The sequence below is a fragment of the Idiomarina abyssalis genome (assembly GCF_900116625.1).
In the GTDB taxonomy this organism is placed as follows: Bacteria; Pseudomonadota; Gammaproteobacteria; order Enterobacterales; family Alteromonadaceae; genus Idiomarina; species Idiomarina abyssalis.
The window spans coordinates 62,937-79,398 of record NZ_FPBE01000006.1; the positions used below are offsets into that span (position 1 = coordinate 62,937).

Annotated in this window: 12 protein-coding genes; 2 read left to right on the forward strand and 10 right to left on the reverse strand. The window is 47.6% G+C overall.

All coding sequences use genetic code 11. From position 1 onward, the window contains the following. The first annotated feature begins 36 nt into the window (after positions 1-36). A complete protein-coding gene (locus BM359_RS10735; protein ID WP_054489265.1) occupies positions 37-663 on the forward strand; it encodes a tetratricopeptide repeat protein in 627 nt (208 codons plus the stop codon). A 35-nt stretch (positions 664-698) separates the two neighbouring features. Here BM359_RS10735 and nspC read toward each other — a convergent pair whose 3' ends face one another. From nspC to BM359_RS10780, 9 genes are all read right to left on the reverse strand, one after another. Next, positions 699-1,832 (reverse strand): carboxynorspermidine decarboxylase, encoded by a 1,134-nt coding sequence (nspC, locus tag BM359_RS10740; RefSeq protein ID WP_054489263.1) that lies wholly within the window; start codon positions 1,830-1,832, stop codon positions 699-701. 15 nt (positions 1,833-1,847) lie between these two features. Then, a complete protein-coding gene (locus BM359_RS10745; RefSeq protein ID WP_054489261.1) occupies positions 1,848-3,047 on the reverse strand; it encodes a saccharopine dehydrogenase family protein in 1,200 nt (399 codons plus the stop codon). A 72-nt stretch (positions 3,048-3,119) separates the two neighbouring features. After that, positions 3,120-5,276: a prolyl oligopeptidase family serine peptidase gene (locus BM359_RS10750; protein WP_054489259.1), complete on the reverse strand. Its 2,157-nt coding sequence runs from the start codon at positions 5,274-5,276 to the stop codon at positions 3,120-3,122. A gap of 65 nt (positions 5,277-5,341) precedes the next feature. Then, positions 5,342-7,180, reverse strand: coding sequence for a tRNA(Met) cytidine acetyltransferase TmcA domain-containing protein (locus BM359_RS10755; protein ID WP_054489257.1), 1,839 nt, complete (start codon positions 7,178-7,180; stop codon positions 5,342-5,344). 1 nt (position 7,181) lies between these two features. After that, positions 7,182-8,600, reverse strand: coding sequence for a sodium-dependent transporter (locus BM359_RS10760; protein ID WP_054489255.1), 1,419 nt, complete (start codon positions 8,598-8,600; stop codon positions 7,182-7,184). A gap of 250 nt (positions 8,601-8,850) precedes the next feature. Continuing rightward, a complete protein-coding gene (zapE, locus tag BM359_RS10765; protein ID WP_054489400.1) occupies positions 8,851-9,972 on the reverse strand; it encodes a cell division protein ZapE in 1,122 nt (373 codons plus the stop codon). 76 nt (positions 9,973-10,048) lie between these two features. Beyond that, positions 10,049-10,900, reverse strand: coding sequence for a thioredoxin (gene trxA / locus BM359_RS10770; protein WP_054489253.1), 852 nt, complete (start codon positions 10,898-10,900; stop codon positions 10,049-10,051). Positions 10,901-10,982: 82 nt separating this feature from the next. Further along, positions 10,983-12,356, reverse strand: a complete 1,374-nt coding sequence (locus BM359_RS10775) for an aldehyde dehydrogenase family protein (RefSeq protein WP_054489251.1) — start codon at positions 12,354-12,356, stop codon at positions 10,983-10,985. Next, positions 12,353-13,795 (reverse strand): NAD-dependent succinate-semialdehyde dehydrogenase, encoded by a 1,443-nt coding sequence (locus tag BM359_RS10780; RefSeq protein WP_054489398.1) that lies wholly within the window; start codon positions 13,793-13,795, stop codon positions 12,353-12,355. Before BM359_RS10780 ends, BM359_RS10775 begins: the two co-directional genes overlap by 4 nt. Before the next feature lie 344 nt (positions 13,796-14,139). On the opposite strand from BM359_RS10780, the gene BM359_RS10785 reads away from it, so the two are divergent. Further along, positions 14,140-15,918 carry a DEAD/DEAH box helicase gene (locus BM359_RS10785; protein ID WP_054489249.1) on the forward strand — a complete coding sequence of 593 codons (1,779 nt, stop codon included), beginning with the start codon at positions 14,140-14,142 and terminating at the stop codon, positions 15,916-15,918. Here BM359_RS10785 and BM359_RS10790 read toward each other — a convergent pair. Continuing rightward, positions 15,915-16,451, reverse strand: a complete 537-nt coding sequence (locus BM359_RS10790) for a lipocalin family protein (RefSeq protein WP_054489247.1) — start codon at positions 16,449-16,451, stop codon at positions 15,915-15,917. The genes BM359_RS10785 and BM359_RS10790 overlap by 4 nt on opposite strands. Positions 16,452-16,462: the final 11 nt, after the last annotated feature.

Here is a 16,462-nt window from a genome sequence, read left to right on the forward strand (position 1 = left end):
CCTTTAGGTAAATTCAGAGAGAGCACAGGCAACTTTATGAAAATAGTCATTCCAATGCTGATTGCTGTAGCCGGACTGACCGCAGTGCACAAAGCGCAGGCGCAGGACGTTGAGGCTGTGCAACTGTACTCAGACGCCGAACTTGTTGAGATGTTTGCAACCAACGCGCATCTTAAACGAGTACGCGATACCGACCGCTGCCAGCTGGCGCAGGATATTGAAGCTCAGGCAGAGCTCGAGCGTCGTCCAACGTATCAGTTCTTATATGGCGACATGATGGCCTGGGGCGTCTGTTATGACCGTGACCCTGAACTTGGCCTGCTTTATATGGAAAAAGCGGCTCAGCATGGCTTACTGGAAGCTCTGGAGCAGTTGGGGCGCTATTATCATGAAGGAGTTCTGGTTCAAAAGGATATTGACCGCGCCATTTTGTATCTTCGTGAAGCTGCTTCGCTAGGGAATTTGCCGGCGCAACGACGCTTTGCTGAGATCTTGCTAGCGGATAAAGGCAGCCCGTATGACTACGAAAAGGCCTATCATTGGTTACATAATGCGATAACAGCAAACCAGGGCACCTATCAGGATATTGAGCAAAAACTGGCAAAGCTGGCTGAGAGAATGCCACCTTCGGTCGTTGAAAAAGCAAAAAGGCCACTGGATTAGTGGCCTTTGTTTGAGTTGCGCAAGTTTACTTGTGCTTAAGACAAGCGGTTGCGGAAATCTTCGTAACTAAATTGCCGTACACAGTCAAACTGACCACTTTCCCGTAAAATACCAATAGCCGGATGCTGAACGCCGTTAAAGAAGGATGTCTTCACCATGGTGTAGTGCATCATGTCTTCAAAAACTAAACGGTCACCAACAGCCAGAGGCTGATCAAAACTGTACTCACCGATAACGTCCCCGGCTAAGCAACTGTTGCCACCTAAGCGGTAACTGAAGGCTTTTTCGGCGGGTAAGCCTGCGCCGGTAATGACCGGGCGATATGGCATTTCCAGCACGTCCGGCATGTGAGCCGTTGCTGAAATGTCCAGTAAAGCGATTTGTCCCTGGTTCTCAACAATATCCACCACTTCGCAGACCAGCGGACCGGTTTGCCAGGCCACTGCCGAGCCAGGCTCCAGTATCACTTGCAGATCATAAGTTTCGCGCAAGCGTTTCAGCTGCTTTATCAGGTGATCAACATCGTAGCCCTGACGGGTCATGAGATGCCCACCGCCTAAGTTCAGCCACTTCATTTGTTTCAGCTGTTCGCCAAAACGACTTTCAACAGCATCAAGTGTGCGCTCAAGAGCAAACGAGTCGCACTCGCAGAGATTGTGCACATGCAGACCTTCCACTCCGGTTAAGTCCTGCTGCTGAAGCTCGCTGGCGCGAATCCCCAGACGTGAACCGGGAGCACTGGGATCATAAAGCTCGGTTTCTGCTTCCTGATGCTCCGGGTTAATACGAAGACCAATAGAAACACCGACAGCTGCAGTTTGTTCACGGTATTTATGCCACTGAGAAATACTGTTGAAGGACAAGTGATTGACCAACGGCAATAGCTCGTCGATGTCTTCTTGTTTATAAGCTGGCGCATAAGCGTGAACTTCGCGTGAAAACTCTTCCGCTGCCAGCTTTGCCTCCCAGACAGAGCTGGCTGTGCAGCCTTTCAGATACTGACGGATAAGCGGAAAGGCCGACCACATGGCATAGCCTTTCAGTGCCAGAATAATGTCAGCACCACTTTGCTCTTGCACCTTTTGCATCAGCTCCAGGTTCTTGCGCAGCAGTTTTTCATCCAGCACATAGCAGGGAGACGGAATTTCCGGCGATGTATATTGGCTCATGCGTTGTCTTCTCTGTTACTTCTCAAATGGCTTGTCGCATTCCTGAACCTGCCATGGCAGGCCATATTTATTAAGGCGCTCCATGAATTCATCCGGGTCAAACTGTTCCATATTCCAGACACCGGGCTCCATCCAATGACCCTGCAACATCATCGATGCGCCAATCATGGCCGGTACGCCAGTAGTGTAGGATACCGCCTGAGCGCCCACTTCTTTGTTAGTTTCGGCATGGTCACAGTTGTTGTAGATGAAGATGGTCTTTTCCTGACCGTCTTTCATTCCTGTCACATAAGTACCAATACAAGTTTTGCCGGTGTAGCCTTCTGCCAGAGAACCCGGGTTAGGTAGCACGGCTTTTAAAAACTCCAGCGGTACAATTTTTTTGCCTTCAAACTCTACCGGCTGGATAGAGGTCATGCCAACGTTTTCAAGTACGCGTAGGTGAGTCAGGTATTGATCGCCAAAGGTCATCCAGAAGCGTGCGCGTTTAATGGTCGGGAAATGCTTAACCAGCGACTCTAACTCTTCGTGGAACAGCAGGTAAGAAGGGCGCACGCCAACATTAGGGTAGTCCAGATCTTTACGAACACTGATAGGATCTGTTTCGTGCCACTCGCCGTTTTCCCAGTACTTCCCTTTTTGGGTAATTTCGCGAATATTAATTTCCGGGTTAAAGTTGGTGGCAAAGGCCTGACCGTGGTCACCACCGTTACAGTCAACAATGTCCAGGTAATGGACTTCATCAAAGTAATGCTTAGCGGCATAGGCGGTAAAGACGTTGGTTACGCCCGGATCAAACCCGGCTCCTAATAACGCCATTAAGCCTTTTTCTTTGAAACGTTCCTGATAAGCCCACTGCCATGAGTATTCAAATTTGGCTTCGTCTTTTGGTTCGTAGTTTGCGGTATCAAGGTAGTGCACGCCGGTTTCCAGACAAGCGTCCATGATAGGTAAGTCCTGATACGGAAGTGCGACGTTAATAACCAGTGACGGGTTAATGCCACGGATGAGCTCAGCCACTTCTGCTGAATCATCGGCGTCTACCTGATACACACCAACAACGCGGTCTTTACCCGCTTTTTCCTGCAACGCCTGACATTTTGACAGGGTACGGCTGGCCAGGTGAATCTCAGAGAATACTTCCGGCAGGCCCGCACATTTTTGTACGACTACGCCAGCAACACCGCCGGCACCAATAATTAGAACTTTAGACATGAATGCTATCCTTCACAGAAATCTTTTAACTAATAAAGTTGCTGCGAAAGATAGCATATTTTTATGGAATCATCATTCAGAAGCGTTGCTTTGTGCTGCCTCGGAATCCATACCTAAATGCTTATGTAAAAATGCCCAGTTTTCGGCATGTTCTTCAATGCGCATCCAGGTTGGTGTGCCGGCACCGTGTCCGGCCCGGGTTTCTACGTTTAATAATATTGGGTTGTCGCAGCTTTGGTCTCGCTGCAGTGCTGCTGCAAATTTATAACTGTGCCAGGGGACAACTCGGTTGTCGTGATCACCCGTAGTAATAAGGGTTGGCGGATAACAGGTACCACTCTCTGTATTGTGAACAGGGGAGTACTCGTACAATGTCTTAAAGTCTTCCTCGTTTTCGCTTAGACCAAACTCACTACTCCAGCCTCTGGCATTCGCGCTGGGAAGCTGATACCTCAGCATATCCAGCACGCCAACAGCCGGAAGAGCCGCAGCAAAGAGTTCAGGTCGCTGAACCATTGTTGCTCCTACCAGTAAGCCACCGTTACTGCGCCCCTGAATAGCCAGTTTGTCTTTATTCGTGTAGTTATTATTTATTAGCCATTCGGCCGCGGCAATAAAGTCATCAAATACATTTTGCTTGTTTTCTTTAGTGCCCTGCTGATGCCATTTTTCGCCGAACTCACCGCCACCTCGTAAGTTGGGAATGGCCAGTACGCCGCCCATTTCCAGCCAGACAACACGAGTTGTATCGTAGCCGGGAGTGAGGGAAATATTGAAACCGCCGTAACCATATAACAGCGTCGGATTGTTACCATTCAGTTCCAGGTCTTTATGATGAACAAGGAACATAGGCACTTCGGTGCCATCAGCACTGTTATACACCACTTGCTCGGTTGTATATTGGTCTAAACTCGCTGGCACCTCGGTTTCATACCAAAGGGTTGTGCGCTGTTGTTCTGGTTGGTAACGATACACTTTGGCCGGCTCGGTAAAACCTTTAAACGTGAAGAATGTATCCGGCGCTTTGTGGCTGCCCTTAAAACCGTCAATTGAGCCAATACCCGGTAAAGCAAGCTCCTGCAGCATCGTTCCCTCGATATCAAAGATAGCCACCCGCGAGCGAGCCGACTGCAGGTAGTGAGCAAACAGCTGTCCACCTACGGCGCTGACCTCTTTTAAGGTATGAGTTTTAGGTGCAATAATTTCTGTCCAGTTTTCGGGAGCCGGTTGCTCAGGGTCAACGGCAATAACCTGGCCAGTTGGTGCGCCATTTGTGGTTTTAAAATAAAGCTTTCCGTTGTGACTGGTAACATATTGGTATTGCCCGTCCCACGCTGTGAACAAGCTCTTAAAGGGCGCGTCTTCCTGTGCTAAAGGTCGCACGTATACCGCGTTGGCATCATAGCCTTTGAATACATCAACGAGTAAGTACTGGCCGTCGTCAGATATTTTTGGATAAGGGTTCCAGCTTGGTTTTTTATCAAAAGCAAAAATGAGCTCATCTTCACTTTGTTTGGTTCCCAGCTTGTGGAAATAGACACTGACCGGCTTTGAGTCATCAAAGCTTCCGTCTTCTTTTTGCGGATAACGGCTGTAATAAAAACCACGCTCGTTAGGCAGCCATGCCACCTCACTAAATTTCACTCCTTTAATCAGATCGCTGGTGTCTTTTCCTGATTGAATATTACGGACTTTTATCTGTGTCCAGTCACTGCCCCCGTCAGATAGTGCGTATGCCACGTATTTTGCCTGTGGTGAAACACTAATGCGGGCCAGTGAAACGGTACCGTCGTCGCTAAATGTATTAGGGTTAATCAGTACATCCGGTGCGCTGCTTAGGTCGGTCATAGTATAGAGAACGGCTTGGTTTTGCAGCCCGTCGTTGGAGAAATAGAAGTAACGATCAGCATAGCGAAAGGGCGTACTCACTTTTTCGTAGTTCCAAAGCTCCGTCATTCTGTCTTTAATGTTCTGAAATTGAGAGTAGTCCTGAAGCGCTGGTGTTGATAGCTGGTTTTGCTCGTTAACCCAGTTCTCAACTTCTTGGTTGTTTTGTTCTAACCAACGATAAGGGTCTTCCACCAGAGTCCCGTGGTAGTTATCTTGTTGATCAACGGTTTTTGTTTCCGGGTAAGGGCCTTCAGGTTGTTCTTTCTCCTTTTCAAAAGAACTACAGGCGCTCAGTATCAGCACAGTAGAACAAGCAATAAAAACCGAATAACGAGTCATGGTAGAGATTCCTGGTGAAGTTCTGTGTTGATGATAGAAAGTTGTAACGAAAACAACAAGTCACATTAGCGCAGTGCTCGTATGTCTTTACACAGTTTTTCGTTAGCTTGCCGCTGCGAAAGCCCGCCCCAGACTTGGCCGAGTTGTTTCAGTGTTATATCTGGCTTGCAGATCAACGATGTTAATGTGTGGTCGGGATGTTGCCAGTAAAGCCACTGTGCTAAGGCAAAATGCGCGGCATCGAAGGGAATTATATGGCGAGTATAGGCATCGATAATCAGGGCTCTTATTTCGCTAAGATTTTCGGTGGAAGCTAACGCAGCTATATCTTTAGACAGCCACTGTAACTGCTGCTGCCCCCACGCACTGAGGCGTTGAAACTGTTGCGAATTGTTGGTGCTAAGCGGGTATGCATAAATAGCAGCAGGGCGGGCGGAAACGGAATCAATACGACTGCTTATACGCCATGGCGCGTAATTGTTATTTTGCCAAAACGCATCTAACTCTGATGACCAGGCAAAACTGGTTCCTAATACTTGAAAGTGATTATCTCCGGCCCACGTGGAAATTTCAGCGAGTAATGCTGAAGCGTATTTGCGGCGACGCTTGTCGGCAGGTACTGCTATTCGGGCTACTCGTAACCAGGATAAATCGAAAGCCCATTCTTGTTGCAGGAAATAGCCGATAGCCTGAGGAAGTAAGTTACCTTTTGGACGGCGTCGCCCCTGTTTAATATCGTGCTTTAATGGTGCGTCAATAGGGCCTTCAGCCATTAACCAGGCAACAGCAGTAACTCTGCCTTGCTCAAGGCTATACGCAACTTTATGCAGCGGCTCGGTTAGTAAGAGGTTCAAGTCGTTAGGACTGCTTTGGTAGTGAGCATTTAGCAAGAGTTGAAAGCATTGTTGTAAGAGGCTTTCTTCGAGTTCAGACGCGTGCTTTATAAAGGTGCCTGTTATGGCTTCAGTTGAGGAAGCCAAGGGGCGTTTTTCGTCTAACAAAAAAGTTTCTGTTAGCCATTGTTCTAGTGGGTCATTGACGGGCCAGCGCATGGGCTGAGTCAGCTGGTGAATAGCAACTCCGGCCAGGTTTTTCTTTGCCCAGTCTGTAAAATGCACCGCAAAGCCACGGCCACAGCCTTCATATCCGGCTACTGTGGTGGCAAGCAGCCACGGTGTAAACTTTTGACAAAGCCTCTCAGTTGCCCAAAGCGGCAGACCGGCGGCTTCATCAATAATTAACTGCTTGTCGGGGGCGTCTGGTTGTTCGAGAAGCTTATCCCAGGCGACAAACTTAGCCTGAGGAGCTTGTTGCAGTAAAACTTTGGCGTTGGCTTTTCGTGGGGCGGTGACAATAACAGAGCTTTTATTCTTTGCATGGGCGAGAGCCTGCCCCAGTAAAGTACTTTTACCCCGTCCACGCTCAGCCGTTATGATGTGAGTTGTCGGCTCACTCTTAGCGCCTGAAACGGTCTCGTTAACGAGCTCCAAAATGTCACTTTGTTCCGATGTGAGTTTAAGCTTGTTACCTGCCGGTAAAGATTCAGTAGAGGTTTCAGGAGAAAGGTCAGCGACAGTATTGCTCCAGTGCTTCAAAGCAAAATATTCCATGCGCTGACTCATGGCATTGGGCTTTTCAGGTAGCAGTATCGATAAGAGCCCGCCGGCGGTTACCGTTCCGCAAAGCGCCGCAATGGCGTCAGCATGCAAACTGTCGCGGCAATCTATAAAGACACGTTCAAATTCATGGCCAAGGTAGTCACGATAACGTGAGAGCGCAGCATCTGCCCGTTTATCCTTGTCGGATAAATAGATAGAAAGGCCGGAGCGAGCCTGACAATGTTGTTGCCAAAGGCTCGCATCATGCAGCAGTTCAAGTTTTCTGTAACCGCTGCGTTTAGACATGCTAGAAAATAGAAATTGCGAAGAACTTCGTGAGCACCGTATTAATAAATACTGCTGCCAATATCAGTGGAATAAAGGTGCAAATGGATAAACGCACGTATTTAGCCAGCAGCGTATTTGGGTACCCTGGGTTGCCTTCGGCAAGTTCAGCGTCCAGATTTTTGCGGCGCCAGTGGAAGCTGACAAACAAGCAAATCAGCAGGCCATTCAGCGGCAAAATAGTGTCGTAGAAAACGTCATAAATAACATCAAAAACTGACTTTGGCGTGTCCGCATAGGAAGTAAACTCGGTAAATGCCGGAACAAAACCAAAGGAGGTGGCGGCAATAAGAGTTAAAACGGTAACGGCAATACCCATAAACAGCAGGGCTTTTTTACGGCTGATCTTGGCTTGCTCAATAACCGCTGCGGTCGGAACTTCAAGAATTGAAACCAATGAAGTAATGGCTGCAATAAAGGTCAGAAGAAAGAAGACCGTCGCCGCAATACTCGCTCCTACATAACCGACAACGCCTTCAAGCGCGATGAAGATTTGCGGGAAAAACGAGAAGATCATGCTAACCGATGAGTCACTTAATGCGTCCGGGTCAGTATTTGGGTTGATGGCAAATATTGCCGGCAGTGTCATTAAACCTGCGGTAAAGGCTACGGCGGTATCTGTTAATGCGACCAGTTTACCTGAAGTAACAATGTCATCGCGACGGCTAAAGTAAGAGCCATAAGTAATTAAAATACCCATGCCCAGAGAAAGCGAGAAGAATGCCTGTGCTAAAGCGCCGTTTATCACTGAACCGTCAATTTTTGAAAAGTCAGGGACTAAATAAAACTCCAGTCCGAGTACGGCGTTGTCTAGCGAAAGAACAAAGATAACCAGCAGAATAAGCATAATGAACAAGGCTGGCATAAGGAATTTGGCCGCTTTTTCGATACCCTGGCGAACCCCTCCAATCAAAATAACGTTAATAATGATAGTGACGGCGACAAGAAAGCCAACAAAACCGTAGTCGTTAACGAATTGAGAAAAATACTCCGGGTTGGCAAGCATATCGAGGTTACCCATGATGGAATGCCACAGGTAACCAAATATCCAGACAGTAATGACCATGTAGAAAACGGCAATCATGAATGGCGTAATCACCGCCAGTATGCCAGCAATGTGCCACCCTTTATTATTTGGCGATAAGGCCTTATAGGAGCCGAGAGGGCTTTTTTGTGCGCGACGGCCGAGACCCATTTCGGCAAGCATGACCGGTATACAGATGAAAGCAACGAACAAGGCATAGATAATTAAAAATGCACCGCCACCGTTCTTGGTAGCCGCAACCGGGAAGCCAACCAGGTTGCCAATGCCGACAGCAGAACCTGCTGCCGCTAATATAAATCCAATCTTAGAGCTAAATTGATCGCGTTGTTCGCTCATTCTGAACCTTCTTTTCTCGTTATTGTTTTAACGCCTTGTAAGCGCTGCCGTTCAGCAAATTTCAGCAATCCTAGCAAGGTGGCAATTTAACGGCAAGCAGCTAATCAGTGATTGTGCGGCAGAATGCGGGAAATTAGGTTTAAAAACAAAATTTATTTTAACATCCATTACAATTGCAATATTGGAATTTGTTAAAAATAATATAACCTTTTTATAACTCAGTTTTAACACGCTGGTAAATACAGGGAATTTAGCTCTCTGGAACAGATTGGCGTCTTTTTACCAGCGTGTTTCCTTTCATTGAGTTTCCCCACTGCTGCATTTCAAATAGACGAGAAACGCACCGTCTGAAAGGAAACTCCAGCTGCTTTGCCTGATACAACTTATCGATATCGGTTTCTGCGGTCAGTATTAGCAGGCACTTGTTGTCGTAGCATTCGTCAACCAAAGCGATAAAACGACGCGCTTCATTATCCAGTTTGCTGACGCTATTGGTTTGATGCTCACGTTGATAAGTTTCTTCAACGCCGTGTACCAGGTCTTTATCGGGCAGATAAGAAAATGTGGGCACACCATGCACCGCAATTGCACTATATTGAGCGGCTAACTCCATGTAGTCGCGTTGGCTTCTGGGGCCTGAGCAAAGTGCCATAAACTCAAAGCCAATGACGTTATTGTTTCGCCATAAAGAGTGAATTGACCGGTTCATAACCGAAACAGAGGAGCATCGGAGAGTTTCCCCAAACTGCTTTTCTGCGACCGAACGCAACTGCTTTTGAGTCCCCTGTTTGAGGTAAAACGGCAGGTCTGTATTCTTAAGCCGCCGATAGTCGATGCCTAAGCCTAAATCCAGACATTCACATTCTTTATTCAGTAAGTCGATGGTAGGTTCAAAACGGTGACGTGCCAAACCACCTTTGTAAAGTTCTTTGGGCGGTGCGTTTGAAGTGGTTACCAAGGTAACGCCGTTATTGAACAGAGCTTCCCATAACCTGGCCAGGATCATTGCATCACCAATGTCTTCGACAAAAAATTCGTCAAGACAGATAACCGAATATTGCTGCGCCCAGGAACTTGCAATGGCTTCCATAGGGTCGGCTTCGCCTTGTCTTTGGTTAAGGGCTGTATGAATTTTTGCCATAAAGTGGTGATAGTGCAGACGTATGGCTTTGTCTTTCGGAAGGTATTGGTAAAACAAGTCCATTAAAAGCGTTTTCCCACGGCCTACAGGGCCAAACAGGTACAGGCTTTGTGGTTGATTACCTCGGGCAAGTGAGTCCAGTCGCTGTTGCAGTGCATTAACAGCACTGTGTTGGTGTTTATCGGACTGAAGTGACCCGGACTGAATACGCTGATGATAGATTTTCTGCATGGAGTTATTATCACGAAAAGCCAGGATAAAAAAAAGCCGGCTGAGGAAGCCGGCCAAAGTTGCTAGTGAACAGCCATTAATACATAGTGCTGTATAACTTCCTACGATAGGTCGCTGCCAGAGGATCACCATCCGGTAAGGAATTGATAATGTCGAGCGCGTATTTTTTCGCATCAGCAAAGTTCACATCTTTAGCTAACACGGTGAATACCAGCTCTAAGGCTTCTTCATCGCGGTGCGCTTCATGAAGTTTAAGAGCAAGCTGCAGCTTTAGAGATAAATCGTCGGGTTGCTTTTCGACCTGCTCCTGCAGAGCTCTCAGTTCCGGTGAGTCGGCGGCATCCTCGGCAAGTTCAAGTTTGCCTTTTATGCGCTGATAGTCGCCATCTTGTTCAACCATTGGAATTTTAGAGACCAGTTCTTTTGCCTGGTCGAGGCGGCCAGCATCAACGGCAGCTTCGGCCAGCAGTTTCAATGCCTGCATATTGCTGCTGTCGATATCGTAAGCTTGTTTCGCTAAGGTATAAGCTGTGTTTGCATCGCCTTCGCCCATTGCGGTTTGAGCTTGCTGAATCAAGTCGTCAGACGGACTGGGCAGGTGTTTATCCAGTATCTCACGAATTTCGCCTTCAGTTTTGACTCCGCCAAAACTGTCTACGGGCTGGCCATCTTTAAAAAAGGCGACTGTAGGCAGGCTTCGAATACCAAACTGCATTGCCAGCTCTTGCTGTTCATCACAGTTTATTTTGGCGAGGATAACCTGCTCACTGTATTGCGAGGCCAGCTTTTCCAGTACTGGCATGAGCTGTTTGCAGGGCTCGCACCAGTCTGCCCAAAAATCGATAATAATGAGTTTTTCTTTTGAACCTTCCAGTAGAACCTGCTGGAAGTTTTGCAAGTCAACGTTAACGATGTTGGATTCAGACATTAGCAGCGCACGCTCCTGTAGATATTTCATTTCACTAAACTGTTACTAGTGATATGCAGACGCGCCCGCTGAATTTCAATGCCTAGGGACTAAACCAGGATAAGATTTTGTCCTTAAACTTGCTGTAAGGCGGGTAGCGCAAGGCAACATCAAACCGAAAACTGCGCTTCATAACGGGCTTTAAATGGCTGAATGTGTCGAACCCAAACTTACCATGGTAGCGACCCATGCCACTGCGACCAACACCGCCAAATGGCAGTTTGTCGTTAAGCATAAACATGAGCGTATCGTTGTAGCACACGTTTCCGGCAGAAACTTTCTCGGTAAATAAAGAGAGTAGCCGTTGAGTGTTGCTAAAGACATAAAGCGCAAGCGGTTTAGGATGGCGATGGATTGTCTCAATCGCATCGGCTGCTGATTTAATGGTAATAACAGGAAGTATTGGGCCAAAAATTTCTTCCTGCATGAGGGCACTGTTTTCTTTAACGCCATCGACTATGGTTGGTGCGATATAACGCTCCGCTTTATCAAAGTCGCCTCCAATAACGATGTTTTCCTGATCCAGCATTTGCGTGAGACGCTGCCAATGTCCCTGATGAATAATTCTGCCGTAACAGTCACTGTTCTGCGGGTCATCGCCGTAAAAGTTAACCAGTTCCTGACGCATAGCGCTAATGAGTTGTTCTTTTACGCTGTCTTCGACCAGTACGTAGTCAGGTGCAATACAGGTTTGACCGGCATTTAGGAATTTACCCCAGACAATGCGTCGGGCTGCTACCTGAATAGGTGCGTCGGCTAAAACTACCGCGGGACTTTTGCCGCCAAGCTCAAGTGTGACGGGCGTTAAATTTTCAGCTGCGGCTGCCATAATTGATTTAGCGGCATGTTCACCACCGGTATAGAAAATGTGGTCAAAAGGCAATGTTGTCAGCTGTTGCGACTCGGTTGCCGCTCCGGTCACAATTTTTATGGCGGAGTTATCCAGGTAGTCGGGGAGCTGTCGGGACAGTAAATCCGCCGTTGCAGATGCATGCTCGGATGGTTTTATTAACGCGCAATTACCCGCGGCAATAGCCGCCACTAAAGGTGCTAAAAGCAATTGCAAAGGGTAGTTCCAGGCCCCTAAAATTAATACGGTACCTAAAGGCTCCGGGACTAACTGACTTTTAGCAGGCCAGGCGAGTAATGGGTTGCCGACTTTACGGGCTTTGCTCCATTTCGGTAAGGCTTTTATCGTGTGTTTAATATCGTTTTGCAGGAACTGCAATTCAGTTAAGCGTGCTTCACTCGGATGTTTGTTCAGATCGCTTTTTAATGCTTCCAGTAAAGGCTTTTCATTTTCATCCAGGAAGCGTTTCAGTTGTTTTAGTTGATTTAAACGCCATGACAGCGGACGGGTAAGTCCGCTGTCGAAATGGCTTTTCAGCTGTTTAAGTGTGCTTTCGAATGGGTTCATCCAAGTCCGCCAAGAGTCACTGTTTTTAACTCAAGGTATTCGTCAATACCATATTTAGAACCTTCACGACCAACGCCGGACTCTTTAATGCCGCCAAACGGATTGTAGGCGTGTGAGATTCCACCCGTGTTAACTCCGACCATGCCGTATTCAAGCGCGTCGCTGACGCGGAAGATACGAGCTGTGTCTTTTGCTGCAAAGTAAGACGCCAGACCAAAAGGTGTGTTATTCGCTTTCTCGATACCTTCTTCTTCGCTTTCAAAGGTATTGATAGCCACCACCGGGCCAAAGATCTCTTCTTCACTTATGTCCATGTCGTCTGTGACGCCAGTTAATACCGTCGGAGCGTAGAATAAATCGCCGAGTTCGGTCATTACTGAACCGCCGGTTTCTATGGTTGCACCATCAGACTTGGCCGACAATACCAGCCGCTGAACCTTATCAACTGCATCCTGATCGATAAGTGGACCTAAGTCGACGCCTTCTTCAGTTCCCGGCCCCACTTTCAGACCTTTTACCTTGCTGACAACAGCATCTGTAAACTTCTCGGCGACAGATTCTTGTACCAGTATTCTATTGGCCGATACGCAGGTTTGCCCGCCGTTACGGAATTTGCAGGCAATGAGCTGCTCAGCTGCTTGTTCAATATCGGCGTCATCAAAGACGATGAAAGGGGCATTACCTCCAAGCTCTAATGACAGTTTGGTTACGTGCTCTGAACATTGTTGCATTAAAATTTTGCCAACCCCGGTTGAGCCGGTAAATGACAACTTGCGAACCTTAGGAGAGGTAGCCAAACGTTTGCCGACTGTTTTTGCGTCGCTGGTTGGAATGATATTAATGACACCATCGGGAATACCAACTTCACTGGCTAGCTGTGCCAGGGCTAAACTGGATAAAGGCGTTAGCTGGGGCGGCTTAACTACGATAGTGCAGCCTGCTGCCAATGCCGGTGCTATTTTGCGAGTGATCATGGCATTCGGGAAGTTCCATGGAGTAATGGCCGCACAGACACCCACTGGCTCTTTAGTTACCATGACGCGCTTACTGCTGTCAGCATTAGGCAATATATCGCCATCGATGCGTTCAGCCTCACCGGCAAACCAATCGACAAAGCTGGCGCCGTATTCTACCTCACCAACGGCTTCGGCGACGGGCTTACCTTGCTCAGCACTCATTAATTCGCCCAGTGCTTGCTTGTTTTCCATCATGGCTTCGTACCATTTACGCAGAAGAACTGCACGCTCGCGAGCGGTTTTCTTACGCCAGCTTTTCAAAGCCGTTTCAGCAACATTGATAGCGCGTTGCGTTAGATCCTCGTCGGCGTCAGCAACTTCGGCTAACACGTCGCCGGTTGCCGGGTTGGTAACTGAGAAACGTTTGTCTGTAGGAACCCAGTGACCTTCGATAAAGCAATCTTTCTTAGTCAACGATGACATAGAATGTGCTGACATAGTGCCTCCAAATTTGAAAAAACTCTCTAATAATGTAGGCAATATAAAGAGAAATGGTTCAACTTTTTCGATGATTTTGACAGAAATTGATGTGTTTGGTGAAAAAAAGCTCAAATACATTGCGTTCCTGGTAAAAAAACGTATAATCCGCCGTTCCTCAAGGAACACCGCATAACTGATGAGGCAGCGGTCACCCTTGATTCGTGGGGTTGCAGCGCCTGATTCCAGTCCAGACAGTTTAGAGACTGAATACTGATTCCTGTTGCCGGGCCATAACCCCTTTTTTGTTGTGTTTGCCAATGGGCAAACGGGAATAAAGTGAGACAAATATGTCAAATACCCAAACGGGCGTGTCGTTTAACGACATGGCCTTACCTAGTGCTGTGCTTGAACAATTAAACGCAATGCAGTTTTTAACCCCTACTCCTATACAGCTGCAGGCTATTCCTGCGTTGCTTGAAGGTCAGGATGTATTGGGTGAAGCCCAGACAGGTACAGGTAAAACTGCCGCTTTTGGTCTACCAGCGTTGGCAAAAATAGACGCATCAGTTAAGCAAACTCAGGTATTAGTAGTAACACCAACTCGTGAGCTGGCTATTCAGGTTGCTGAAGCGCTTGAAGGCTTTGCTGCAAAAATGCGTGGTGTTGGCGTCGCAACGGTATACGGTGGAGCGCCATTTGGACCGCAGGTCAAAGCTCTGAAGCAGGGCACCGCTATTGTTGTTGGTACCCCGGGTCGTCTTATCGACTTACTGAATAAAAACGTTCTGCAGCTGGACGGTTTGAAAGTTGGTGTTCTGGATGAAGCTGATGAAATGCTTAATATGGGTTTCATTGAAGACATCGAAACCATTTTAAAAGCTGTACCGAATACGGCGCAACGCGCATTATTCTCAGCAACTATGCCAAATGCAATTCGTAAACTGGCAAAAACTTTCCTGAAAGATCCGCTGAACATTCAGATTGAAGCTATTGCTCGCGAGAAGGCGACCATTAAGCAGAAAGCCTGGAAAGTTCAGGGCATGACTAAAATGACTGCTCTGACTCGGTTGTTAGAAGTGACTCCGTATCAGCGCGCATTGATATTCGTACGTACCCGTCAGGATACAATGGACGTGGCTGAATTATTGCAACGCAACGGCTTTAAAGCGGCGCCATTAAGCGGTGATTTGAACCAGGCTCAGCGTGAGCAGACCGTCAGTCAGTTACGTAGTGGACATATCGAAATTCTGGTAGGAACCGACGTTGTTGCTCGTGGCTTAGATGTTCCTGAAATTACGCACGTGATTAACTATGACCTGCCAAGCGACACTGAATCTTATGTTCACCGTATTGGACGTACTGGTCGTGCGGGCCGTACAGGTGAAGCGATTTTGTTCTTCCGTGCAAAAGAACGTCATTTGTTGCGTCACTATGAGCGCTTAACCAACGCTCCGGTTGAGTTCTTTGAAGTACCAAACGCTAACGAACTGAGCAAGTATCGTCAGCAACAGTTACTAGAAAAGCTACAAGCGTCTTTGGCTCCTGAAACTGCAAGTGCTGATAAGCCTAAACTTGAAAAGCTGTTAGGACAGTGGCTGGAACAGTCTGAATTGAGTGCTGAAGAAATTGCATTAGCTCTTCTGGCTCAACAGAACGAGCAGCGCCCATTGTTCCTGAAAGAAGACCGTCCGGTGCGCGAAATGCGCAGTGAACGTTCAGGTCGCAATGAGCGCAGTGACCGTGGTGATAAACGCAAACCTCGTGCAGAGCGTGCGACAAGTCGTGCAGCAGATGTGGATTTTGAAACTTACAAAATTCAGGTTGGCCGCGAACATGGTGCTCGCCCTGGCGACATCGTTGGTGCTATTGCTAACGAAGCTTCAATGGACAGCAAGTACATTGGTCAAATTCAGTTGTTTGATAATCATTCATTAGTGCAGCTACCTAAGGGGATGCCTAAAGATATTATGCATGTACTGAAAAAAGCCCGTGTGCGTCAGCAGCCAATGGGTCTTGAGTTAAGCGATGAGCAAGTAAAACGTGCGCCACGCCCACCGCGTGACCGTGATGCTCGCGGCGGACCTAAGCGCAACTCCGGTAAGGGTGCTGCGCGCCGCTTTAATTAATTAGCGTCTTGAAATTCGGCCGGATGATCAACCATGATCATCTGGTCGATATCGTATCCCCACTCATGAGCCTTAGCTAAGGCATAGTCAATATCATCCTGAGCAACATCGGGAGTCCGCGACAATAACCAAAAGTATTCGTGTGAGTCACTGGTTACTATTGCCAACTGATAGTTGTTATCCAGCCAGCTGACATAGTACCCACCGTAGAATGGCCAGAAAAAAGTCACTTTGTAAGCTGCTTCCATGTTTTCAACCGGCTTAGCCAGGCCAATGGCTGTCTGCCACTCTTCGTCTTCAACATGATAACCGCGATTTGTAACCTCTAAGCTACCATCACCGTTAAGGCGATACTCTGCCGTAACGCTTTGCAGACCTTCTTCAAAGCTATGTGGCATACGGGCAATTTCGTACCATTTTCCTAAGTAACGTTTTGCTTCAAAGTCTTCTACAACATTGGCTACCGGTGTTGGCTGCGTGTTACAGGCACTCAGCAGAACGGTTAGAAGTAGCGGAATTATCCATTTGTTCATTATTTTTCCTT